The sequence below is a fragment of the Patiriisocius marinistellae genome (assembly GCF_009014635.1).
In the GTDB taxonomy this organism is placed as follows: Bacteria; Bacteroidota; Bacteroidia; order Flavobacteriales; family Flavobacteriaceae; genus Patiriisocius; species Patiriisocius marinistellae.
In genome coordinates, this window is sequence record NZ_BKCF01000001.1 from 1,182,506 (window position 1) to 1,207,975 (window position 25,470).

Here is a 25,470-nt window from a genome sequence, read left to right on the forward strand (position 1 = left end):
ACTTCAAACATCTTAATTATTGATAAAGAAACGAAAGTACTTAGGGATGAAAATAGGACTAGACCGGGGTGTAAATTTCAGTAAACCTAGTTATATAGAGACTTTACTGCATCACGGTTTTTTACGCCAAGCTTCTTATAAAGATTGTTAATGTGACTTTTTACAGTGCTTATACTCACAAATATTTCAGTAGCAATCTCTTTATTTGTTTTGTCTTGTAGAATTAAATCCAATACTTTTTGTTCTTGAGAAGAAAGTGATTGCTTTTGTTCTGAAATGTGCTTGGTTTGTTTTAATTGTTTTAAAAAATAAAGATTGAAGAAGAAAGAAATAATAGTAACACCCGAAACCAAATATATCCACCACGGCAACCCTTTGTCTTCAAACGGGGCAATTAGCATTTTATCTGCAGCAAGTTCGGCTTTATATTGATTTGTGTAAGTAGAGTTGGGGTAGGTTGTTTCCAGCCTGTTTAATAAACTGTCATAATAATCGCTTGATTTTAAATCCTCCACATAATAAGAATGTAGATCATTTGAGCGATCACTTAAAAAAGTATAACTATATAATTCAGCGAGTGGTTCATTGAGTTGTTCGCCGTATAATTGTAAAATATTAAACCATTTTTTTGAGTTTACTTTTCGGTTTGCTTCACTGCGATAGGTTCCAAATGCAAAACGCATGTCGTTTTTGAGAGAGTCTATTTTGAGAAATGCATTTGCTCTTTCATTTGGCGAAACAATACGACAAAACATTTCGTTTTCAAAGCCAAAAGGCAACTCAAGTTTAGTTGTATTGTTTGCCACAAATACAATCTCTTTACTATTAAGGCAATGCCCTGTAAAATGAGAAGTTTGTTGTTCCTCCTCTGTGCAATTATCAATGTGGATGCGATAAATTCGGTTTTCTTTGTTAAGGTTATCACCTTGAAAGGTAAACTGACCGCTGCTATCTGCTCTAGTTTTATTAAGGATTTGTTCTGGATGGACACCGTTAATTTTTCGGTAATCTTCTACTAAAGACAGATATATGTTTCCGTTGGCATACTCTTCGGTTACTTTTCCGCTGAAATGATACTGCGCCGTTATATTCAATGAGCACAAAAGTAAAATGAGAAAAGTTATTTTTTGAGGTTGTGACATTTCCGAAGTTAAGCTACTAAGATACTATTTTATGATATGTAACAAAACGTATTTACACCGACGTATTAATTGAATTAATCTTAATTTTGTACCCTATGAGTATTTGGAGAGTTTTATTATCCATTTTGTTTCCACCTCTAGCTGTTATTGACAGAGGTTGTGGCTCTGTGTTAATTGTCTTGATTTTAACTTGTTTAGGTTGGATTCCGGGCGTTATAGCAGCATTAATTATATTAAATAACCCGGAAAAGTAATTATGAGAAATTTATTTTTAATTGCAATTGTAGCTGTATTGACATTTACAAGTTGCAACGTGACCGAGAGTATTACTTTTAATGAGGATATGGGTGGTACTTATAAAAGCTCGTTTGATTTAACTACGATGATGCAGATGGCTAAACAAATGGGGCCATCAACGTCTAAAAAAGAAAAGGTAAAGATGGATACCTTGATTAGTGTTAATGAATTGATGGTGGTATATAAAGATAGTATTGCAAAGCTTTCGCCAGAAAAGCAAGAACAGCTAAAAGCAATGAAGGATATGAATATGCATATGGTGATGGATGAAGAAGAAGGTGTTTTTTTAATGGAAATGAATAAACCATTTAAGACGTTTGATGATATTGCATTTGTTTCATACCAGATGGACGAAATGTTCAATATTGCAAAATCTCAAAGTGGTCAAAATGAAAGTGGCGCAGCTAATAGTGGTGCAAATGATATGCTTGGGCAGGAAAAAGTAACGTATACCTTTGTTGATAATACCTTTAGGCGCGTTGACCCAAAAAAATTGGTTGAGGAAGGTGAGACGTTTGATATGGACATTGAAGAAGAGGAGCAGACTGATGAAGAAAAAGCGGCTTCAGATATGATGGATGGTATGTTAGGTCAATTTGAAGATATGCTCAAGGAATCTACCATGATTTTAGAATATACATTTCCTAAAAAGATAAAATCTGTTTCGCACGAAGGCGCTGTTATATCTGAAGATGGAAAGACAGTTACGTTTACTGTGGATTGGAAAAAATTGACAGATGATAAAGAACTTTTAAGAAATTTTGAGGTTAAACTTGAAGAGTAAAAGAAAGAACATTTGAATAAAAAAATTGATATACAGGATTTAGGTCTTAAGGATTATAAAGAAACTTGGGAATACCAAGAAGAACTTTTTAAAGAGATTATTGATTTAAAAATAAGGAACCGGCGAGAGGAGTTACATCTTAAAACGCCTAATCATTTTTTATTTGTGGAACATCCACATGTATATACATTAGGGAAAAGCGGTGATCTTGAAAATTTATTAATTTCAAAAGATAAACTTGCAGAGATTGGGGCTACGTATTATAAAATAAATCGTGGTGGCGATATTACCTATCACGGTCCAGGGCAAATTGTGGGATACCCAATTATAGACTTAGAAAACTTTTTTACAGACATCCATAAATACTTAAGATTGTTAGAGGAAATGGTCATCTTAACCCTCGCTGAGTATGATGTAAAATCTGAAAGATCAAAAGGTGAGACTGGTGTTTGGCTTGATGTAGGAACTCCTTTTGCGCGTAAAATTTGTGCTATGGGCGTTCGCGCTAGTAGATGGGTAACCATGCATGGGTTTGCTTTAAATGTAAACGCAGACTTAGGCTATTTTGACAATATGATTCCCTGTGGAATTAAGGGTAAGGCTGTTACTTCATTAAACGTAGAATTAGGCAAAGCCGAAATTAACATGGATGAAGTTAAAGGTAAATTAATAAAACATTTTATAGCGCTTTTTGAAGCTGAAATCTAATAGCTAAAACCCCAAGAGTGTGATATGCCTTGAGGGTTTTTATATTAAATATGGAGTTTGTTTTATTATTTGGTAAAACTTGTAAGTAGGCTACTGCTTGTAACTTTTCCGCGTTTATTATAATCTTCTTGTTTTACCATTCCTACCCCTTTTGCAATCCATTGTTTAGCACTTCCTTTTTTACTCATACCCATTTTCAATTCACTAGTATATTCTAATACATAACAATCAAATGTTCCAGCTGGAGTAGTGATAGATTCTTGCGCTACTACTTTACGGTTTGTCATTTTCACATCCATATTCATTGTAATGCCGCTCATGTTTATTCTAGCATTCATTGTTGCTTCTGGTAATGTTTGCCCTACGGTTAAATTATTTGGTAAAATAATATTAGTTCCAGAAACGTCTGTTTCCATATCTTTAAACTGCATTGCCAGTTGTGGACTAAACATAGAATTGAAATCTATTTCAATACCATCATTACTACAAGTCACATTGTAAGTAGTTTGAGAAATCTCATTACCATCTGCGCCTTTGATAGTAGATTGCATAGCCGCAACACTTTTTAAATTATTATTTGAAACGCTTGAAACTACGTATGTTACTTTTGCAGCTACTTTATTCTTTTTATCGTAAGTTGTAATTTCGGTTTTAGTGCCTTCTTTAAAAGGATAGAAAGTACTGCAATCATTTTGACCAATTATAGTGGTTGTTATAATTATAGCAAAAATACAAGTGATGATAGTTTTCATAATGTTTTATTGGTGTTCAGTAAATAATTTGCAATAGAATAAGAGCGCTCTAGCGCTTCTTTTTTAAGACTCTTTTTTATTTCAATATCACTGTCATTAGGAACAGCTTCTATAAAATAAAAGATAATAATAGCATTTTCTGCCATTTCATTATATATACGGACCATTCTATTTTGATGCATAGATAAATAAGTGTCTCCTGTTTCACTTATTCTATATTGACTTAATAAAGAATCTTTCCCAAAGTTTTCTTCATTCTCAATTGCTGTTTTTATTTCTTTTGAAATAGCATTCTTGCCCATGGGAGCCACTAAAAAAGAGAAACGAGTTCTTTTACCATCTGCCTCATTTAAATAAAAATTACAGTTGTTATTACCTTGTGTTATTAAGCTTTTGTCAAGTTGTAAGGCTTTTGCTATAATTTCAATCGAGACAAAATCACAACCCTTTCCTTCTCTATTGAAAAGTTTTTCATAGCTTGCTGTTTGTTTTAATAAACCACTATTGGCGTTTTTAATGCTAGTAGCTTTCTCAACAGTTTGAGGTGTTTCAACATCTTTTTTCTTCTCATCATTACAACTACTCATAAGTATGAGTGTGGTACATATCATCGTGATTGCGGTTAGTCTCATAATTTTAATTGTAAAAATTATTACTTTTTTAAACTATTATTTGCTTTTAAGGCTATTTTATAAATGTACACAATGATAAGCAAATCAAATAGTTAAGATGTGTGTTTTTTAGGTGAATTTTAAATTGCAAACACAATTTAAAAACAGTTTTTATATTCTAATTTATTATAACATTTAGAGAAGCGTAGTTGTTTAATACAATCTAATATTAGGCAAAGCCGAAATAAGCTTTTAAAAATTTATAGAGGAAACTATAAAAACTGAGGTAGCAATTTTAGTCAAAAATTTTATTTTGATTAAAAATTATACCTAGTTAATAGTATATAAAAGAAATTCTTTTTCATCCGCAGTTACTAATACTTGAAGAGATTTTGATTTGGAAACATCAGTGATGATCGCTGCAGAAGTTCCATAAACTGGGAAGCCGTTTATAAGTGTACCATTATTATCATAAACATAGACTTTATTTTCTTGTGATTCTGTTACGGTAATATAGCCTGTTTTGTTAAAGAAAAACAAATTAGGTTTTGTGTAAATGCCAAAGGGTAATTCAATCAATCTACCATTAACCCTAAGCAAATTATCATTTAAAGACACCTTCAATTTAGTATCAATATTGTAAAAATAATCTGTGGTAACATTCAATTTTTTTGTAGTCACATTTCCGCTTTGCGATATTGTTTTTTGTTCATTTTCTGAAGTTATAAACACAAATGAATTGCCATCTTTTTGAACATCAGATTTATTAAGTTTAAATTTTTCTGAAACTTTAATTCGCTCTTTTCCTGTACGACTTAAAATATTTAACTTCCCGCTTTCCTCTTGAAATAACAAATAATCTTTATTACCTAACCGTATGTGTTGTGGAGTAGCAATTATCTTAGATTTAGCTTTTTTTAATGTAAAACCTTTTACGGCTTTACCTTTACTATCAAGCATTATCACTTCATTGCTTTGTATAATTACAAATCTATATTTACGATTATTATCATAGTCAAAAACTGCAAGAGGTTGTGTAATTTCATCTTTATACGAAATAGGAAATGGGGAAACATCCTTGCCGTTCTCATCCACAACAAACATTTTATTCTTAGTTACAAACGCAAGTTGTTTTCTGCCATTACGTTTAATATCTATTTCTTTAATATCGCCTAAAATGGGCTCGTCAATTTTTTTTGACCACAACAATGTGCCATCGCTAGAGTGAGCATTCAAATTATTTGTAACATCTTGAAACGCAATGCTTTTTTTGCGATTTCCTCGTGTTGAGAAATATACGGGATTTCCTAGAATAGTTTCATTTATAGCAATCGATGAAGGTGCCGAGACACCAGCTATAGCAGTCGAATTGCCACTATTTTCGCTAGTTACAAAGTTGAGGTGTGCAAAGTTATTTTCAAAAGTATATTGAGCGATTGCAAGATCGTAGCCGCTTATTTTTTTGAAGTTTATATTTTTTTCAGTCTCTCCAATAAGGCTATTCAACATTTGAGGCACAGCTTTATCACTACCTATTTCGCAATATGTTATAGTTCGGGTAAGGTTTGTATTGATGTCTTTATAAGCATTTGATTTTGATAAAACAGCACCGCTCATAATGGCACTACTTATGTTTTCTGCGGAAATTTCTGAAGAACAAAAAATGAAGTAACCATTAAACTCGAACATAAAATTAGCACCATCAAGCGCTATGATTTGTCCAAATTTATTTTTAAAATAATCTGGTGAGTTAAACTTATAAATAGTGGTATTTCTAAATTCTTTTACTTCCGAAATTTCAGCTTCAAGGTTTTCAAAAGCTATTTGACTGTCAATACTTTTTGCAATTAAAAAGGACTCACCTTCTCGAGAAACTTTCGCAATTTCATTGAAAGATTCGGCTATTCTTAAAACAACTTTTGTAGAATCATTTTTAAATTTCCGAAGATTTTTAAATAATAATTCTGCATCATTATAGGTGAAAACGGTTGCAGTATTTACGTCACTTGGTATAATTGACGGCACGGTCAGCTCTTGTGGTGTTTGTCCTTTAAAGTATGAAAGAAGCGGTTTAAGAGTGTCTCGCTCCATTAAAATGCCTGCTGCTTGAGTAACAGGGTCATCTTTAATAATATGAACAGAAGTCCATACGTTTTTAGTCTTGTTATTTTTTAATACTGTTAGTCCGTTTTTAGGTGGCAACTGTATTAGTTTTTGAAATGTACTGTCGTTAAAAGTTATGTTTCCTATTATATTTTTAATAGGAGATAAGTGAGATCCTATTACAAATGTGCTATCTATAGAGGTGTAAAAATGTACTTGTTTTCCTATAGTAACTTTAGTTACTTTCTTTTTATTAAAGGTGAGTGTTTCTACCTTTTTGTCTTTAATACTATCAAGTACTATTGGTTTCTTAGGCTGCTTGGTTATATATGTATAGTGTGAAGCAAGGCTGTCACTATTTGAAAAAGCGAGTATACTTTCCCCCGTGATTTCAAGTTGTTTGATAATAGGATTTGTAATAAAAGAATTATTGAACATAATTCTTTCTGTTTTTGAAAAAAGCGTATTGTTTTGAAAATCCTTAAGTATCGTTTTGAAAGACTGGGAGCTACTATCTTCTTGGTTTATTCTATATACTAGTGTTGTGTTTTCTGGAAGAAATTGATAGAGTGGCGCGTCACTTCTTGATGTGTTTTCACATGCAAAAAGCGTACTCAGGATTATTAATATTACAATACTATATATTCCAATTTTCATATGATAAAAGTACAAAGCTATTTTGTCTCTTAAATAAGATTTAACACACTTTATTAAAGGGTTTTTCAACAACGTATGTTATTTATAAGTCAAATGTGTATTGTTCGGGTAATAGTCTAAAACTTCGACGGTGGTATTTTGTGGGGCCTTGTTTTCTTATAGCATCACGATGTAATTTTGTGGGATATCCTTTATTTTTTGCCCATCCGTAAGCAGGAAATTCTTCATGTAGTTGCCTCATATATTCATCTCTATAGGTTTTTGCGAGTATTGACGCAGCGGCAATGTGTAGATATTTGCTGTCTCCTTTTATAACAGCTTTAAAAGGAATAGTTTGGTATGGTTTAAATCTATTGCCATCTACGGCAATAAATTGTGGCATAGGTTTTAGTTTGTCAATACTGCGATGCATACCTAAAATAGATGCGTTTAAAATATTGATTTTGTCAATTTCTTCCATCATTACATGCGTTACGCTATAGGTAATTGCTTCTCGTTCAATGATGCTCTTCAATTCTACCCTTTTTTTTTCTGTAAGTTGTTTTGAATCTGTTAACCATGGATGCTTAAAATCATCTGGAAGTATCACAGCGGCTGCGGTAACAGGGCCAGCAAGACAACCTCTTCCAGCCTCATCTGTGCCACATTCAATAAGATGTTGATTTATTTTAAGGTCGAGCATTTTTAATAAATATAGGAGCAAAAATAGAAACAATTAATTCAAGTTGCCCATTAAAGTGGCGATAACAGCAATATAGTCCATATATGAAAATTTAAAAGTTTGATACTATGGCAGATGAATATTAAGTATTTATAATCAGTATGTTGTCTGACTTTGTTGTTAATAATAAATAAAGGTTTTCATTTTTGCAAAAGTTAAAACACTGCCAAAATAGTACTAAAACGATCCTAACTTAAAACCAAATAGAAGAATCACTCGTTAATCTTGCAAAACAAACCTTAATAAACTTAGTATTAAATTAAAATTCAAAATTATGAAAAGATCAAACATGTTATCAGCAATCGCATTGTCAATTACACTATTGGCAGGTAGCGCATCATTTGCTCAAGAGAAAATGATGAAAGATAAGGATATGAAAAAAGAAATGAAGGAGAAGTCAGTAATGGTTGGTGGAGCAGCAATGTATCCAAATAAGAACATTGTTGAGAATGCAGTGAACTCAAAAGATCATACTACACTAGTTGCTGCAGTAAAAGCAGCAGAATTGGTTGATGTACTACAAAGCGAAGGACCATTTACTGTATTTGCCCCTACCAATGCAGCATTTGATAAATTACCTAAAGGAACTGTAGATACTTTATTAAAGCCAGAAAATAAAGAAATGTTACAAGGGGTATTAACGTACCATGTAGTAGCAGGTGATTTTAAAGCGGCAGATATTCTTCAAGCTATAAAAGACGGAGATGGTACTGCAATGTTCGAAACAGTAAGTGGAGGTACTATAACTGCTTCGCTTAAGGGTAAAAATGTAATCTTAAAAGATGAAAAAGGCGGTACTTCAATGGTTACAATTACAGATGTAAATCAATCAAATGGTGTAATCCATGTTGTTGATACAGTTGTATTACCTTCAAAATAAAGAAGGATTAAGTTTTAGTTAGTAATTAAAATAGTACTAGTTGTTATGACTAGTACTATTTTTTTTTAAGTAAAAACCAAAACTTAAAATTCCTCGTATATAAAATAGATATAATAAAGAGAGATTAATAATGTGAGGTTATTTTGTTCTCTAATAAGTATTGAGCGCAATAACAGCAAGTTAATGCGTTTTTTTTATGTAAAGTTTTTAAAAATAAATAACCTTTACATCAAAAGTCAAAAGCACATTTCAGAAATAAAAAAAATATACCTTTGCGATATACGTTAATAGGTACAATGAAGCACTATTTATTTTTCTTTTTTCTTTTCAGTTTTATAGTCTTAAGCTCTGCTCAAGTTGATGTTGAGCGTATTAAGGCACCGCCTAAAAATGAAAAACCACCTATTGATATGTATGAGATAATTTCGCATGAGCGAGATACTACATATCTAGATACCACATTAAGTATTCAAAAGGATTACAAATTTAATTATTTGCGTAGAGATGATTTTGAATTATTACCATTCTCAAATGTGGGCCAAACATATAATTCGCTTGCGGTTGATTTCAGCAGTAAACATTTGAAGCCTAAATTTGTTGCGCAATCACATCATTTCAATTATTACGATATTGAGGATATCAACTATTTTCACGTGCCAACTCCATTAACAGAATTATACTTTAAAACCGCCTTTGAACAAGGTCAACAATTAGATGCCTTTTTTACAGTAAACACTTCAGAGCAATTTAATTTTTCGCTTGCTTATAAAGGGGTTCGGTCCCTTGGTGAGTATCAGCATATATTAACAAGTACTGGTAATTTTACATTTACTAGTAACTATCATACAAAAAATAAAAAATATAATATACGCGCTCATGTTGCTGCCCAAGATGTATTGAATCAAGAAAATGGTGGACTTAATGATAATTCACTTGCGCTATTTATAGCAGATGATGATGAGTTTTCAGACCGTGGTAGACTTGATGTAAACTTTGAAGACGCGGAGAACAAACTTGAAGGACTTCGTTTTTATTTAGAACATGAATATGAGCTGCTTGCACAGAGAGACAGTGTTAATTACAACGTGCTCAAAATAGGGAATACGGTAACGTATGAGGATAAATTTTTTGAGTACAGACAAGTTGCGCCTTACACACCTTACGGTAATTCTTATGAAAATTCGGGGTTATTAACAAAGACAAAACTAGAGGATTTTAATACTAGCGTATATGCAAATTTATCGAGTAGTCTCTTCGGAAATATTAGCGCCTTTACTAAATATACTGACTATAACTATGGGTATAATACGGTTATCCAACTTACGGATGAATTTATCCCAAACCGCCTTAAAGGTAACATAGTAGAAGTAGGGGGAGCTTACCAAAAAGAATATCGCGGATTTGAACTTAAAGGAAAAGCAGCAATAAACATCAATGGTGATTTTGATGGTAATTATATTGAAGGCTCCGCAGGCTATGCGCTTGATAAAGACAATAAGGCAACAGCCTCAATTAGTATTCACAGTGTAGCGCCTAATTTTAATCTTCTTTTGTATCAAAATGACTATGTCAATTACAACTGGAAAACTGAATTTAATAACGTAAAAACCCAAGAATTAAAATTTCAGCTCCAATCAAAAAAATTGGCTGATGTTTCAATAAGTTACACCGGGATTGATGATTATACATATTTCGGAATACAGCCTAACGATTCTACGCCCACACCACAACAGTTTAGCGACCGTGTAGATTACTTAAAAATAAAGCTTGAAAAGCAATTTGAGTGGAAGCAATTTGCGTTAATGAATACAGTAATGTATCAAAATACAGTAAGCGGGGATGAAGTTTTTAACGTACCTCAAATAATAACTCGACAGTCATTGTACTACAAGGATGAGTGGTTTAAAAAGGCTTTGTATTTAGAAACTGGAATAGGATTTAAGTATTTTACTAAATACAATATGAATGCTTATGACCCAATACTTGCTGAATTCTACGTGCAAAATGAACAAGAAATAGGTGGATTTCCACTAATAGATTTATTCTTCAACGGAAAAATTAAACAAACCCGTATTTTCTTTAAATGGGAAAACTTCAACCACATGTTTAAAAAGGAAAACGATTTTTTCTCAGCTCCAGGATATCCTTATCGTGATGCTGTAATACGTTTTGGGTTAGTGTGGGATTTCTTCCTTTAAAAAAATAACCATTTTTGGGTTAATCTTAGTTGAAAACTCTCTTTTAAAAGAATTATTTAGATTAGTATCTATTATAAAATTAAGTGCAATCTAATTCAAACTATCCAAAATTCTTTGCGCAGCAGCTCTCAGAGAGTCATTGACTTCGTTTTTTCTTAAAACTGAATCCGCTTCAAACAAAGGATTTTCTTGATTTAAATCTATATCCTTTTTACTAGAATTTAAAACTTCATCACTTAAATTTTCACTTGTTTGCCATGTTTCGCCCATTTGTTTTAAAATGGTTTCTTCCCAAGTGGAGGGATGTTTTGCATCTACCCAAATTACATCACGATATTCTGTGTCAATTAAAGCCAAATCTGGCGTTGCAGCACCGTCAAATTTTTTGCTGTTGTCACGTTTTGCTGCAACTGTGCTAATGACAAACATGCGTTTGCGTCCAGCTATTTTTTTGATAAATGGCCTAAACTCAACAGGTTTGTTTACAGACCAATCGTATTCTTTTCTAGATTCAATTACCTTAAGGGGCATGGCACTAACTCCCGCAAGACCTTCTTTTTTTGCGCCATGATTATAATAGTATAATTTGTCTGTTCCATCTGCTGGAACAAGAACACTAAACGCTAAACTTGTACGTTCTTCGCCAATAGGTTCTAGTCCAAACCAATGATGCAAACCATTATAAGCATCGTAAGGCATATCTGCAAAATCAAAATCTGTTACAAAGGGTTGTTGGTTTTCATCGTCTTTTAAATCTGGAATTTTAACCGCGGTTTCCATATTCCAAGGTAGTGGGTCTGTAAACCCACCAAGAAACTGTAATGATTGTGCTTGTAATCTTGATACGTTTTCAGCAAGGGTGTTTTGTTTTGTGAGGAAAGGGTATTGTTGCGTTTGGTCTGGAGCAACATAGGTTCCTTTTCCTATTGTTATACGCTCTAAATAATCTGTTGTGTCGTGTTCGCCTGGTTCAATAATCATAACGCCGCCATACGAAGGGTAAGGGAAAAAGAAACCTTTCCACTTAATTAAACTCACTACTTGCACCCATTTTCCTGTATCATCTTTCATGTAGAAAACCTCACTAGGCTCTAACGTAAATAATTGAAAGAAATTAAATCTTTGCACTACTGCATTATACGTATTGCGTGAAAAAGCTAATGACTCTCCAATAGCAAATGTTACGGGAATTCTATTTTCTCCAGCAAATCTTGGGAATGGGGAGGTGCTCGCTACGGTAAAAATTTCCTCTGTATTATCGCTCATGCGTTGCCATGAATATTCCTTTGCAGGTTGTACAGCCATTGTCCACTGGTTTACACTATCAACACGCACTAGTTGTGGCGGAGAGACTTCTTGCGTTTCACCAATAGACTCATACGCCATCGTCACAATATTGTTGTATGGCTGTATACGTTCATTACGAGTAAGTGGTAATTCGTCAATTTCTACGAGGTTAAGATTGTTAAATACATTATAAGTTTGCATGTAATTATACATTCCAGTATTCCAGCCCAAGAACCAACCCGTAACAAAAAAGGCTACGATACCTATTAAAATAAGTATTCGTTTTCCTGCACCTACGGCAGCTCTAAATTTAGAAAGTGTAAACCATAGGAATAAAACACTCAAGAGGATGATGAAGATATATTTCCGAAGAAATAACAACGCTGGTTGATAGTCATCTCTTAGAAAAAACAATAGTAACAACAAAATTACCCCACCAATGATAATGATGCGCTTTTGTTTTCCTCCTTTTTGCCAATATGTTTTCATATCACTTTGTTAATTGTTAATCACTTGATCATCCCTTTATCCTTAAACCTGTCTCTTGCACTTTTCTTAGGTGCGTCTTTAATCTTAGTTTCAGTTTTTGATTGTGGTTTGGGTGTTTCTGTTTCAAAATTATCCTTAACATCGTCAACAAATTCTTCCACACGGTCTTTTCCTTTTTCAAATGCTTGTTGTAATGCTTCTTTTTTCGTTCTTTCTGAAGCAAACAAAAAGATAGAAGCAATGTAGCTGCCAATTATAGTCCCTACGATTGCGGATACAAAATATTGTACATAGAATGCATTTATAGGTGTGGTAAAACTTACAATAACTGCAGCAATTACAAATAATAATGTGATATACACTAGTCGCAATAGAAATGGCTGTAAATGAAAAAAACCTTTCCGGTTTTCTGGCTTCATTTGGAGCTCTTCATTGTGTGTAAGGTGATTGATAAAACGATAAATGCGGTTGCTCTTTGATTCAGTCCAGTAAATGATAATCCCAAAGAGGATTGCCAGTACAAATACTATGATTTCTAGTGTCATAACTTAGTTTTTTATCGCGTTATTAATAATTTTAATTGCCCAATCTTGGTGAGAAGCATTCCATTTTAAATAAGCTTTGTAAAATTGTGCTTTATCATACCAATACAGGTGTAAAATATCTAGCGGTGCAATTTTAGAAAGCAGCTTCCAGATCAATTCTTGATGCTCTAATTCTAATGATGAGTGAGGTTTGTGTAGTGCTTTAAAGTATGCGTTACTCACTATGTCTTCGCGCTTTGTTTGGTTGCTTAATGCTAATTTATCAAGATATAATTCAACACCCATTATTTCTTTTCGTGTGTCAATGTCAAGTTCGTTGAGGTATTTTTTGAATAAAAATTGATTTTCTAAAATTTCATCTATACCATGCTCGGGAGTTTTTAATTTTCCAGCAAATACGTTTTTTTTAATTCGTTGATAACGTTCATCATTTATAGCTGCCTTTAAATCAATCTCAGCGATGAGGTGGTCTTTTAATAAATCCACTAGCTCATCATGGTCTTTGTGAAAAAGCATTACATCATGATCTGTATCTTTAATTGCTTTTTTAAACATCTCAATATCTTCAAAAACCATTACATCTTTTATAAAATCGCGGAGTAAAAAAACGCCGCCAAAAGCTCTTGTGTAAAAAGATGAAACATTAAGCGATAGCGGTTCGAAATCTAATTTTCGAATACGTAAATCGCCATAATTTTTTGCCGAATTTAATAACTGGTGGTGTATTTCTCTATCTATAAAGTTATTTCCATCATTGAATTTTTTAACTAATTGTTGTTGCTCTTTTTGATGTTTAGTCAAATCATTTAACAAACTAAAACTTACCGAAATATGCTTGTATTTAAGCAAATCAAACGGGCTATAAAATGCGTCAATATGCTGGTCAAGATGTACAACAATTGCGCTATCCTTTGTTATATCTCTAATCTGTTTATTATAAGCTGTGAAAATGGCATGCATTAAATCACGGTCAAAACTATGTGATGGCATAAAAACAGGCTTCCCTTTTTGCTCTGGTGAAATAATTATAGCATTAGGGTTTGCATCACCAACGTTGAGATAAAAATTCTCGTTTTTTTCTTCGGAAATTTCTGGACTCCAACCCATCGCATCAATTGAAAAATATAATAAGCTAGTTGGACTTACACCAAGCATGGCAAGACAATCGTTATAGCGCTGTGCTAACGATCCCGAAACGGGAACTAACCCACTACCAAATAATCCTGCCTCTTTTAGTTTTTTCATCTTCAGTGCCCGCGAATACGGGTATCTTATTTAAAATTCTTTTTTTGTTAAAATTCAACAATCAAAAACCTTCAATCGTTAATCCCAATCTCATTTTTAAGCATCAAATTCTTTCCTCGCCGCAAGCTGTACTTCCATATCATGCAAACGTTGTTCTACTTTTCTTTTAAAGTCAGTATCCGCAATTGTGGCTACGTTGTCTAGGTAGCGCACAACCTCTTGCCTCCTTATATCACTAAAGTTAAGCCCTTTCATATTCGCTTTCATTAACTCTTGTAACATACCATATTTAGTGTCATAATCCTTTTTAAAATATCTCGTTGGGTCATTAAACCAATCTTGAGGTAAATCAAAATCTGTTAAGCGCAATGAGATAGCACTTTGAATATTTCTAATATCTCTCGACGAGAAAAATGGAAATGACTCTTGTGCATTTTTATACAACTCGGCATAAAATAAATGCTGGTCTGCCCCATATAGTTTTTCGGTTTTTTGATAAATCTCTAGTATTTTTTCTTCGGTAGGTTTGTCGCTTACATTTAAAATTTCGCCTAAATTTTTAGCAAGTCCTTGTGCTGATAAAAATTTATAATCTTCAGGGTTTTTCATTTTCACAAAATCTGGCATTGTTTTTTCAAACTTGCGCCACCAAATATAATCTTGGTCAATAAAATCTGGAATTGATCTTGCACCATCAATTTTAAATCTTCCCTGTACGCGATTAATTACTGCTTTGTCAAGCATTTCGGGTAGATTTGTAAACAGGCCGATGCTAGAATTTCCATAGTTAATTGCGTATGCGCCCTCCGTATATCTTAGAAAAACACCAATTACTTCTTTAACACCTGCCGAAACTCCTCGCGCGGTTCGCTCTTGTAGGTTATTCTCCGCATCATCAATGGGAGCAAAAATTAATTTTGTAGGATCGCTTAATGGTTTCATCCATTGCACCATTTTCTCCGCACTTCCACCTTGGAATGTTGATATTAACGTATCTGGCATGGGATGAAATAAAAACGGAATTTCCAGTTCGTCGCAATGTTTTTTAAGTCTAGTTGCAATGGCGGCAATCAACATACTTTTTCCCGTTCCTGGAATTCCATATCCCATAAAAACAGGCATAAATCCACCCAATTCCTGAAACGGATTTTTCTTTGCAGTAAAGTCGTAACTTAACATGCGCTCTGTTAATCTGCGTGCAAAGTGTTTTGCATCGCGATTTCCCACAATTTCTTCAAATTCAATTTTGTTGAATTCTACACTTTTTGCAGTGCCTTCGTTTGCATTTTCCCATCCCGAAACCGCATACTCACTTTTCTCTAATTTATAGGTGCGGTCTGTAATCGTCTCAGTATAATCTAATGAGCTGATACGCATTTGAATTTCTGAAATTACAGCTTCAAAATATACTACTGTAAAACGTATTACGTCTTCATCATTGGCAATCATCTCAGGGTGAGCTAAGTATTTATCATAATAAAATAATAAGCAAGAAATACCTTTGAGGGGTGATGATAAAGATAGTTCTGGAATACCTGCAAATTTGTTTTTCATGACAGATAAATCATCTGCAATAGCGGGTTTTAAATCAAATAATATTCTAGTTGCAATACCGTGAAGCATAAAAGCTGTGGCAGTTTGCATTTTACTCTCGTATTCTCTTCGTTGCGAAACGTCGAGGTTGGATTTACGCTCATTTAATCCAGATAATCCTGAAGCATCGTAATAACTATCCTTTACCCAAATACCCATTGTTAACCCTTCTTGCAATGCAAAAAGAGATTGATTTAATCGTAACGGAATTGCAACAGAGTCTGGTAACAAACGTTTTTTTAATGCTAAAATAGTTTTTGAAACCGACGTTACGTTACTACTTGCAGTGCCGTTTGCTTTTGATAAATAGAGCAAGATTGAACTGTCTTTTTGATCTTTGTCTCTTCGCAGCGCCTTCCCGCCCTGTTCCCATTGTACACCTTTGAGATACGAAGTAGCTTCGTCTCGTAATGCGTTGAGCTCAGTTATTTTAATGGGAAATGTGCTGTTGTGTTCCATATTTTTTTTAATTCTGAAATATTATTTTCAATTAAAATTTTAAATTCAATGGGTTTTGCAACCATGTTGACTATCCTCAAATTTACGTATCGCAATTTTTTTAAAATGTTCAACCTAACAATGAATGTTTGTTTAAATTATTTTCACCCTTGAAATTTCCGAAGAGAAAATGATTTTTTTACAATTTTAGCGCAGGTATTTCAATGGGTGATTGCGATAATGTGTTTAGAAATTGTGGGATATTGTCGTACAATACCTGCAATACTCTATGTGATGTAAATACATAGCTTTCGGGTTTTTTTGTTTCCCAAATTTGTAAATACTGTTTATTGAAAAATCCACCTTCGCTAAAGGTGTCTGTACTGTTTATTTCCTCTAATTGCAAGGAAATGGCATACGCCGAAATGTCAAGCGTTTTGTCAATAATACCTTTTAATATTACATGTGTTACTTCGAGTTCATCTTTGGCAAATACATTATGTAAAGGGCCAAGGTCAATTTTACGAAGTTTTTTAGGGAATAGTTTTGTTAGCTTTTTGTCTATGGCATATGCCATCATATCAAGCGACATGTTGCGATCTGCAACGCTTTCAATAACTTCATAAATTTGCTGGGTGTATTCCTCAAGTGTTGTTTTAAACAAATCAAAATACATAAAGCAAACAAATGGCCGATTGTGTACGACATCGTAAAATGACCAACTCACCATATACTCACCATTTGTTACATCTTTATTGCGAGTTATTTTTCCTTGAATAAATTTTTTGAAAATATATTTTTGCTCCACTGAGGTATAATACACAATGGAAGCTGCTTGATGCAGTTTAAAATCACTAACTTCTTCTTTATCTTTTAGTAATGTTTCTAGAAATTGTGATTTTAAATCCTCAATTTTTGGCAATTTACTTACGTGCTCATGTTTTAATGCTAAATCATTATATAGGTATCTAAATTCTAAAAAGTTAGGGAAGCCGCTTTCGGTTAAATCGATGCGCATTTTTTCTTCGTCGTCAAAAAGGTATTTTATTCTAAATGCCTCTAAAGAATAGGAGAGAAGTTCTGCATATTGAGAGATAAATAAAATTTCCATTTCCTCACAAATTTGCTTTTTTGACAAGCTCTCCACGAGCGAATCAAAAGCGTGCGCTACAATCTTATAATAGACTTTGTACTGTTCCTTAGTTTCAAGAACGGCACTGTCTAGTGGGGTTTGTATCTGGTTAATGGACATAAATAGATTTATAGTTAATAGTTTATGGTTAAGAGTTATATGTAGTTTGATTTAAACATATAACCTTTAACATATAGCAAACTACTTTCTAACTCAGTAAGTCATCTTCAACATCAGCAGCTGGCTTGGGAGGTGTTTTTTCTTCCTTATTTGATGCTGGATTATTTCCATCTGTTGCATAGTATTCTTCAAAAATTTCTTTCATATCGATACCATAACGGTCTGCAAAATTTTTCTGAATGGATGCGTCTTTTTGTCTAATTTCTTGTAATGACTCTGCGTAGCTTCCATAAACACCCTGCATTACCTTTTCATGAACTGGAATATTATCCATCATATCTTGTCGTGCTTTTGCACTAGCGGTGTGCATTGCAGCTAATGTTTGCCCTATATGTTCATCTGTTTTCACACCTAAATGTTCTAAGATTGCAGCAAATTCTTGATCTGTTCTTGCTTTTAAGGCAACGATATATCCATCATAGTACTTAAGTCTTTCATCTGTGTCACTTTTCAGCTTTGCTCTATGCGTTTGTAGGTTGCTGCGTAGCGAAGTCAATACTTTAATTGTAAGATTATGTTTGTGAACAAAACTGTCTTTTGAAGCGGCTAATGTTGTGTAGGCATTTTTTAAACCTTCTAATTCCTCTACTTTTTGCTCTATGGTAGTTACTTTGCCAATAGCCTCAGAATAGGCAGCACTTTGTTTGTCTGCTACTTCTTCTAGTGCTTGTCTTGCTTGTTTTAGTAATGCATATTGTTCTTCAAGTTTGTCTTCAGTCTCTTTCTTTTTTTCAAGAGCCCTTGTGTGGTTTTTGCTTGCTTCTACAATAGCAGTTTGGAGCTTTTCTTCTACTTCTTTAATTTCTACTTCTCGATTTTTTAAACGTGTAACTGCCGCTTGAGATTTATAAGAGAGTTCATTTAATAGTGTTTGGACATCTGCACTTTCAATACGCTCTTGGAACATCGCTTTTGCTTTCATGTCTGCTCCGTCACGTACTACTTGTGCTGCTTTAAGTTCTTCTTCTCTTTTCTTAACTTTTGCTTTACGTCCCCAAAGGTTATTCCACCAGCTATCCTTAACTGCTTCTGCCTCTTCTAATTCTCTTTTTGCTTTTTCAAGTTCCTTTTGGGCATTATCAATTACCTTTTGCTCATCTGCATTAAGTGTGGAAAATTTTTCAAAAATAATCCCAACTTCATCTTGATAGTCTGTTAAATCCTTAATAGCATCTAATAGGGAAGACCTATCTTTTTCTGCCATGTCTACAACATCATCTAGGGTTGCGTTTAGTATTTTTTGACGTGCTTCTGGATCATCTTCTTGGGCAAGTTTAGACTTCATTTGGTCTACGGCTTTCCCCCAGTTTACATCTACTTTTTCTTGTTTTTTTGAAGAAGAATCAGTTTCTAATAAGTCAAAATCATCAGACATAGGTATGGCTATTTTAAGAGTTTATAATTAAATAAAAAAATGGAGTATCAATTTCGTGAAAATTTTTGAGGTGCGAAACTGAATTTTGAAAAGCTTTCAATTAATAAGTCTGTGATGGTTTGATTTTGTTACACTTGTCTATTTTCTTTTTTTGAATAAATTAACAAAATAGGGGTGAATTAATAAGCTTGTTTTAGAAATTGTTAAAATTTTAACAATAGCGTATGTCGTATTGTTAAAATTTGTATCTTGTTGTTAATAAAATTGACTAGAAAACCCCAAATTTAATAAGACGTTCTCCTTTTGTCACTTATGTTTTCTTATTGTTCGTTTTAGAATTTTATATTTATTTTTTAGAAATCTGCTTTTATTAGCGGAAAGCGGTTTAATGAATATGGTTTATCCTTTTTCATGGTAATTTATTACAGTTTAATTGTTAATCAACTTTTATAATACGCTAATATTTAAATGTTTTAAATGAAAAATTTAGCTAAATCTATACAGAAAAGGTATTTGCCTTTTATTATAGCACTATTGTGTACAGTGATTGCTATGTTTTTTATAGTTAAAAGAAATGTTGATTTACAGGAAAACTGTATTTCAGTAATAAATAAAGCAAACAAACAACTTGTTCTTAGTCATGATATAACTAAAACAATGTTTTTGCTTGATGCAGATTTGTCAACTCCTCTAAAAATTAAAAATTTAAATGCATTAAAAAATGTTACTAAAGAGCTTGAGAAAACACATAACTATCTAATTAACAATGCTAAATCTTCTAACGATAAGATTTATAGTCTTTTAAAAGAGAGTGAATTACACTTGAAAAAAGTAACCTCTTTTTCTAGAAATATTTTAGTCAATCCTGAGCCGTTAAGTGTAAAAGAAAATATGAGTGATGTTGTAGAGACGGAAACTCTTTACACGTCAATCATGGATGCAGTTGTTGTTGAGTATTTAAACGAATCTAACAGTATACTTAAAAATTTAATCTATACCATTACTTTTCTTGTCCTATTCGTCCTGTTAATTGCAACAGGGGGTTACTATTTTGTTATTGGTCCAAGCTTTAAATTATTGTTTGAGAAAAATGAAGAATTATCTTTTTCATCAAACAAATTAAAAACAAGTCTAGATGAGTTAAGTAAGGTGAAAATTAACTTAGAAAAGAAAGAAGCTCATAATAAAATTTTTATTGAACAGGCCCCTACCTCTATTGCAATGCTTGACCAAAATATGTGTTACATAGCGGTCTCTAAAAAATGGATTTCAGATTTTAAAATGGGTGATGAAGATGTTATTGGGCGTTGTCATTATGAATTATTTCCAGAAATAGGTGAAGAATGGAAAACTATACATAAAAAATGTCTTAATGGAGCCATAGACGTTTGTGACGAGGCTCCATTTATTCGTAAAGATGGCTCTGTTCAATGGATTTTTTGGGATGTAAGGCCTTGGTACGTTTCTGAGGAAATTATTGGCGGTTTAATTATGCATACTGGTGATATTACCCAAATCAAAGAAAATGAGGAAGAGAGACTTCATATTGAAAAAATACTAGAAAAAACAAATGCTATTGCCCGTATTGGAACTTGGGATATAGATTTTAGCAAAGGAACAATTTTTTGGAGTAAAGTTGTGCGTGAAATACATGAAGCCCCAGAAAACTTTGTGCCAGATTTAAAAACTGCTATTAATTTTTTTAAAGAGGGGGATAGTAGGGATGCTATTGAAAAAGCTGTTAACGAAGCATTAGAAAATGGAACCCCATATGATTTAGAGGTCGAGCTAGTAACATTGAAAGGAAATATTCTTTGGACTCGTGCTACGGGGCAAACCGAAATTGTAGATGGGAAATGTGTTCGAATTTTTGGAGTATTTCAAGATATCGATAAAATTAAGAAGTCTAATTTAGCATTAGATATAGCTCATAAACAATTAAAGGCAATATTAAATTCTGGGCCAATAGGAATTATATCAACAAGTAAAGATGGCTTGATTAATCATATTAACTATGGAGCAGAGCAAATGTTAGGGTATTCTGCTTCTGAATTAGTAGGATTATACGGTGTAGAAAAGTTGCATCCAAAAGAAGAAATAAAAAGATTTTTTGTAGACCTAGCAGAGAAGTTTGGTTTAGAAACTGAAGAGTTTGATTTTTATTCTGAAATCGCTAAAAATGAATTTTCTGATACTCGTGAATGGACTTTTATAAGAAAAGATGGTAGTACTTTTCCTGTTCAATTAACCATTACAGCAATCAAAGATGAAAACGGAAAACAGATAGGCCTTCTGGGTGTTTCGCTTGATATTTCAGAAAGAAAAAAAGCAAAGGAAGATTTATTGAGGAAAAATCATTTATTAAATTTTGCTGAAGAAATAACAATGATGGGTCATTGGCAATGGGACACTGTTTTAGATAAAGTAATTTGGTCTGATAACCTTTATAAAATGTTTGAGTTAGATAAAGGAACTGTTGATTTAAAATTTAATAGTTATTTTAATTTTGTCCATCCAGATGATAAAGAATTAGTAACAGAATACTTTCAGAAATCAACAAATGATAAGAGGTTTTATAGTTTCACACACCGCATAATTACTACCACAGGCAAAGTTAAAACTGTTCGACTTTTAGGTAAAGTTTTTACTGATAATAATGATGATGTTGTTGAAATGATAGGTACTGGGCAGGATATTACTCACCTAAAAATGGCTGAAAATAAATTTAAAGGTTTGCTTGAATCTGCTCCTGATGCCATGGTTATTATTAACGAAAAGGGAATAATGCAGCTTATAAATAAAGAGGCTGAAAGTTTATTTGGATATTCTTCCATAGAGCTATTAGAGTCTTCTGCTGAAATTTTATTCCCTAAAAGATTAACACCATATTTTAATAGATATCTTAATGTGTATTATGGGAATTCAAAAATCAAAGCAGTAGGAATTGAGAAAGAGTCATATGGAATAAATAAAAATGGAGATGAATTTCCAGTCAACATTACATTAAATTCTATTGAAACTGAAGATGGTTTGTTAGTTAGTGCTGCAATTAGAGATATTACGTTACAAAAAAGAGCAAAGAATGAATTACTGAAAAAAAACCAACTTTTAAATTTTGCTGAACGCATAACCAAGATGGGTAATTGGCAATGGGATTTAAAATCTGATACATTAATATGGTCATCTAATCTTTATAGAATATTTGATATTGAAGAAAGCACAGCGTTGACTTTCAACACTTATTTTAATTTTGTTCATGAAGAAGATATAGATGAAGTGACTGCAAATATTAAGCAATCTCTTAAGGGAGAGCTTTTTAAGGAGATAGTGCATCGAATTGTGCTAAAAGATGGAACAGAAAAAGTAATTCGACTTTTAGCTGTGGCTAATTCAACAATTGAAGATGAAATAACTGAAATGATTGGGTCCTGCCAAGACATAACTGAAGTTAAAGCTGCTGAGAACGAGTTGTTTGATGCATATGCACAGTTAGAAGCTATATTTAATTCTGGATCAATGGCAATTGTTTCAATTGATAATGACGGTATAATTAATCATTTTAATCATGGTGCAGAGGTTTTATTAGGCTACTCATCTTCAGAAATGGTGGGGTTGCAATTTCCTGAAGTGTATCATTTAGAAGATGAACTATTAGCTTTTAAAGAAGATATAGCTAAAAGATATGGAAAGGATACATCTAACTTTAGTCCTTATTTAGAATTAGCTAAGAATAATGTTTCTGATACAAGAGAATGGACCTTTCGAAGAAAAGATGGATCTACTTTTCCAGTTGAGTTAACATTAACAGCAATTAATAATAAAGATGGGGATAAAATAGGCTTTTTAGCTGTGGCAAGTGATATTTCGAATAGAAAGAAAGCACAAGATGAGTTATTGAGGAAAAATGAAATTTTGAATTTTGCAGAGGAAATAACGTTAATGGGTAATTTTCAAACTCATTTAATTAATAAAACCACTCAATGGTCTTCAAACCTTTATAATATTTTTGAAATTGAAAAAAATACAAACATAACTTTTAATAAATTCATTAAATACATACACCCGGAAGATAGAGAGCGAGTTATTGAACATATGAATAATACCGTTAATAATAAGAGATTTGATGGTATAGTACATAGGATTCAGTTAGCTAATGGGACTATTAAAACAGTTCAGCTTTTAGGACAAGTTGTTATTGATAATAATGGAGTAGTTACAGAGGTAATAGGTACCTATCAAGATGTAACAGCTCAAAAAATGGCTGAAAACAAATTTAGAGGGTTATTAGAATCTGCGCCAGATGCTATGGTTATTGTTAATGAAGCAGGAAAAATTCAGCTTATAAATAAGCAAGCTGAAAAATTATTTGGTTATTCATCTTTAGAATTGTTAGAAAAATCTGCTGGTAAGCTAATCCCAAAACGTTTTTATGAAGATTATAAAGCTTATTTAGATAACTATTATGGCAGTCCAGTATATAGTGCTGTGGGTGTTGAAAGAGAGTTGTTTGGGGTTGATAAAGACGGTAGAGAAATTCCTATTCAAATAAGTTTAAGTCCTTTACATACAGAAGAGGGATTGTTAGTTTCAGCGGCTATAAGAGATATTACTATACAAAAGATAGCTGAATATGAGTTGTTGGGTAAAAATCAATTATTAAGTTTTGCTGAGCAAATTACAATGATGGGTAATTGGCAATGGGATTTAACTACTAATAGAGTTAAATGGTCAACAAGTCTATATAAAATATTTGACGTAGACGAAAGTGAAGATTTGACAATTGATACTTATTTAGGATTTATTCATCCAGAAGATAAATGTTTAGTAGATGAAAAAATACAAGAATCTTTAAATGGTAAATTATTTAATAAAGTTATACATCGTATTGTTTTAAAAAATGGAATTATAAAAACAGTACAGCTCTTAGCTGTAATTACAACCACTAATGGTGGTGATGTTACTGAAATGATTGGAACTTGTCAAGATATTACACAGCAACAAATGGATGAGCTTAAAATTATTCAGGCTAACGAAAAATTAGAGATCTTAACACAGCGACTAACAGGACAAAATAAGCAACTGGCGGAGTTTGCACATATTTCTTCACATAATCTTCGTTCACCAGTAAGTAATTTAAATGCATTGTTACATTTGTATCACACATCTAATAATGATGGAGATAAGAAAGAGGTTTTTGAAAAGTTTGAAATAGTTATAGAGCATCTTACATCAACATTGAATACATTAATTGAGGCTTTAAAAACTAAAAAGCAGGATGAAAAAAAACTTGAAAAATTAAACTTTGAAGACGTCCTTAATAAAACAAAAGAAATCATCTCAGAAAAAATAATTAACGCAAAAGCAATAATTACTAGCGATTTTAGTGAAATTTCTCAAATTGATTATCATAAAACATATTTAGAAAGTATTTTTCTTAACTTACTAACAAATGCAATTAAATATAGATCTTCTGAAAGGCTTCCAGAAATTCATATTAAAACAGAGTCTTTAGAAGGTAAAATTATATTAACGTTTAGAGATAATGGATTAGGGATAGATTTAAAAAAGCATGGATTAAAATTATTTGGACTAAACAAAACATTTCATAGACACCCGGAAGCTAAAGGCGTGGGGTTGTATCTAACAAAAATACAAGTAAACTCTATGGGAGATAAAATATTTGCTAAAAGTAAAGTGGGGAAAGGATCAATATTTACAGTAATTTTTAATTTGAATACTTATGGAAAATCTTTATAATTTTTGTGTTATTGATGATGATAGAGTGTATCAATTTACGATAACAAAAGCCATAGAAGTTAATAATTTGGCCAAAGAAGTCTTGATTTTTTCTGATGGTGAGGAAGCACTAGATTTTTTTATTAGAAATCTTGATAATGATGCTAATCTTCCTGATATTGTATTATTAGATATTAATATGCCTATTATGGATGGTTTTCAATTTATGGAGGAGTATATTAAAATCAAACCTAGAGTGGGTAAGAAAATATATATTTATATGGTTTCTTCTTCGGTGGACTCAGACGATATTAAAAAAGCTAAGAATATTTCAGAAATTTCTGATTATATTATAAAACCTGTTAAACCAGGTGAGTTAGTTTCAATTGTAAATTCATTAAAAACAACATAATCGATTAATTATTTTTAAAGCTAGATAAGTATCTTAATCCCTTTTTTTCAAAATATTGTCCATTTAATTAAAACAATCTCTCAAATCTCCCACCCTTAACATTTTCGCCGCTAGGCAATATGTATAATTGTTCACAAAAAAAATCGCCTTAAAATAATTTAAAGCGATTTTAATTATTGTTGAGA

At 32.4% G+C, this 25,470-nt stretch carries 18 protein-coding genes; 7 read left to right on the top strand and 11 right to left on the bottom strand.

Features of this window, described 5'->3' with window-relative positions:
* Nucleotides 1–86: 86 nt before the first annotated feature.
* The gene (locus GB234_RS15305) at nucleotides 87–1,142 is read right to left on the bottom strand and encodes a helix-turn-helix domain-containing protein (RefSeq protein WP_151893453.1); all 1,056 of its coding nucleotides are present in this window, start codon (nucleotides 1,140–1,142) and stop codon (nucleotides 87–89) included.
* 95 nt (nucleotides 1,143–1,237) lie between these two features.
* On the opposite strand from GB234_RS15305, the gene GB234_RS05230 reads away from it, so the two are divergent.
* Genes GB234_RS05230 through lipB form a run of 3 tightly spaced genes read left to right on the top strand, consistent with a single transcriptional unit; the run spans nucleotide 1,238 to nucleotide 2,931 of the window.
* Nucleotides 1,238–1,396, top strand: coding sequence for a YqaE/Pmp3 family membrane protein (locus GB234_RS05230; RefSeq protein WP_151893454.1), 159 nt, complete (start codon nucleotides 1,238–1,240; stop codon nucleotides 1,394–1,396).
* Nucleotides 1,397–1,398: 2 nt separating this feature from the next.
* On the top strand, nucleotides 1,399–2,223 hold the full coding sequence (locus tag GB234_RS05235; RefSeq protein WP_151893455.1) for a hypothetical protein: 825 nt from the start codon (nucleotides 1,399–1,401) through the stop codon (nucleotides 2,221–2,223).
* 12 nt (nucleotides 2,224–2,235) lie between these two features.
* Nucleotides 2,236–2,931: a lipoyl(octanoyl) transferase LipB gene (gene lipB / locus GB234_RS05240; RefSeq protein ID WP_151893456.1), complete on the top strand. Its 696-nt coding sequence runs from the start codon at nucleotides 2,236–2,238 to the stop codon at nucleotides 2,929–2,931.
* A gap of 65 nt (nucleotides 2,932–2,996) precedes the next feature.
* Here the strand turns inward: lipB and GB234_RS05245 are convergent, their stop codons facing one another.
* The 4 genes from GB234_RS05245 to rnhB form a co-directional block, all read right to left on the bottom strand.
* Nucleotides 2,997–3,683, bottom strand: a complete 687-nt coding sequence (locus GB234_RS05245; RefSeq protein WP_151893457.1) for a TapB family protein — start codon at nucleotides 3,681–3,683, stop codon at nucleotides 2,997–2,999.
* Nucleotides 3,680–4,315: a hypothetical protein gene (locus GB234_RS05250; RefSeq protein ID WP_151893458.1), complete on the bottom strand. Its 636-nt coding sequence runs from the start codon at nucleotides 4,313–4,315 to the stop codon at nucleotides 3,680–3,682. The genes GB234_RS05245 and GB234_RS05250 overlap by 4 nt, the downstream gene beginning before the upstream one ends.
* 309 nt (nucleotides 4,316–4,624) lie before the next feature.
* Nucleotides 4,625–7,054: a hypothetical protein gene (locus tag GB234_RS05255; protein WP_151893459.1), complete on the bottom strand. Its 2,430-nt coding sequence runs from the start codon at nucleotides 7,052–7,054 to the stop codon at nucleotides 4,625–4,627.
* Nucleotides 7,055–7,136: 82 nt separating this feature from the next.
* Nucleotides 7,137–7,736 carry a ribonuclease HII gene (gene rnhB, locus GB234_RS05260; protein ID WP_151893460.1) on the bottom strand — a complete coding sequence of 200 codons (600 nt, stop codon included), beginning with the start codon at nucleotides 7,734–7,736 and terminating at the stop codon, nucleotides 7,137–7,139.
* Nucleotides 7,737–8,049: 313 nt separating this feature from the next.
* Here rnhB and GB234_RS05265 point away from each other — a divergent pair, with 313 nt between their 5' ends.
* Nucleotides 8,050–8,655 carry a fasciclin domain-containing protein gene (locus GB234_RS05265; protein WP_151893461.1) on the top strand — a complete coding sequence of 202 codons (606 nt, stop codon included), beginning with the start codon at nucleotides 8,050–8,052 and terminating at the stop codon, nucleotides 8,653–8,655.
* A gap of 272 nt (nucleotides 8,656–8,927) precedes the next feature.
* The gene (locus GB234_RS05270; protein WP_235906057.1) at nucleotides 8,928–10,853 is read left to right on the top strand and encodes a putative porin; all 1,926 of its coding nucleotides are present in this window, start codon (nucleotides 8,928–8,930) and stop codon (nucleotides 10,851–10,853) included.
* Nucleotides 10,854–10,943: 90 nt separating this feature from the next.
* On the opposite strand, the gene GB234_RS05275 is transcribed toward GB234_RS05270, so the two are convergent.
* From GB234_RS05275 to GB234_RS05300, 6 genes are all read right to left on the bottom strand, one after another.
* Nucleotides 10,944–12,629: a hypothetical protein gene (locus GB234_RS05275; protein ID WP_151893462.1), complete on the bottom strand. Its 1,686-nt coding sequence runs from the start codon at nucleotides 12,627–12,629 to the stop codon at nucleotides 10,944–10,946.
* A 20-nt stretch (nucleotides 12,630–12,649) separates the two neighbouring features.
* Nucleotides 12,650–13,174: an MFS transporter gene (locus GB234_RS05280; RefSeq protein WP_151893463.1), complete on the bottom strand. Its 525-nt coding sequence runs from the start codon at nucleotides 13,172–13,174 to the stop codon at nucleotides 12,650–12,652.
* A 3-nt stretch (nucleotides 13,175–13,177) separates the two neighbouring features.
* Nucleotides 13,178–14,419, bottom strand: coding sequence for a DUF6638 family protein (locus GB234_RS05285; protein WP_151893464.1), 1,242 nt, complete (start codon nucleotides 14,417–14,419; stop codon nucleotides 13,178–13,180).
* A 96-nt stretch (nucleotides 14,420–14,515) separates the two neighbouring features.
* Entirely contained in the window at nucleotides 14,516–16,471 is a 1,956-nt protein-coding gene (locus GB234_RS05290; RefSeq protein ID WP_151893465.1) for an AAA family ATPase, read from the bottom strand.
* A gap of 178 nt (nucleotides 16,472–16,649) precedes the next feature.
* On the bottom strand, nucleotides 16,650–17,702 hold the full coding sequence (locus tag GB234_RS05295) for a hypothetical protein (RefSeq protein ID WP_151893466.1): 1,053 nt from the start codon (nucleotides 17,700–17,702) through the stop codon (nucleotides 16,650–16,652).
* 88 nt (nucleotides 17,703–17,790) lie between these two features.
* Entirely contained in the window at nucleotides 17,791–19,137 is a 1,347-nt protein-coding gene (locus GB234_RS05300; RefSeq protein ID WP_151893467.1) for a microtubule-binding protein, read from the bottom strand.
* A 477-nt stretch (nucleotides 19,138–19,614) separates the two neighbouring features.
* Here GB234_RS05300 and GB234_RS05305 point away from each other — a divergent pair, with 477 nt between their 5' ends.
* Nucleotides 19,615–24,894: a PAS domain S-box protein gene (locus tag GB234_RS05305; protein WP_151893468.1), complete on the top strand. Its 5,280-nt coding sequence runs from the start codon at nucleotides 19,615–19,617 to the stop codon at nucleotides 24,892–24,894.
* The gene (locus GB234_RS05310) at nucleotides 24,878–25,285 is read left to right on the top strand and encodes a response regulator (protein ID WP_151893469.1); all 408 of its coding nucleotides are present in this window, start codon (nucleotides 24,878–24,880) and stop codon (nucleotides 25,283–25,285) included. Before GB234_RS05305 ends, GB234_RS05310 begins: the two co-directional genes overlap by 17 nt.
* Nucleotides 25,286–25,470 lie beyond the last annotated feature (185 nt).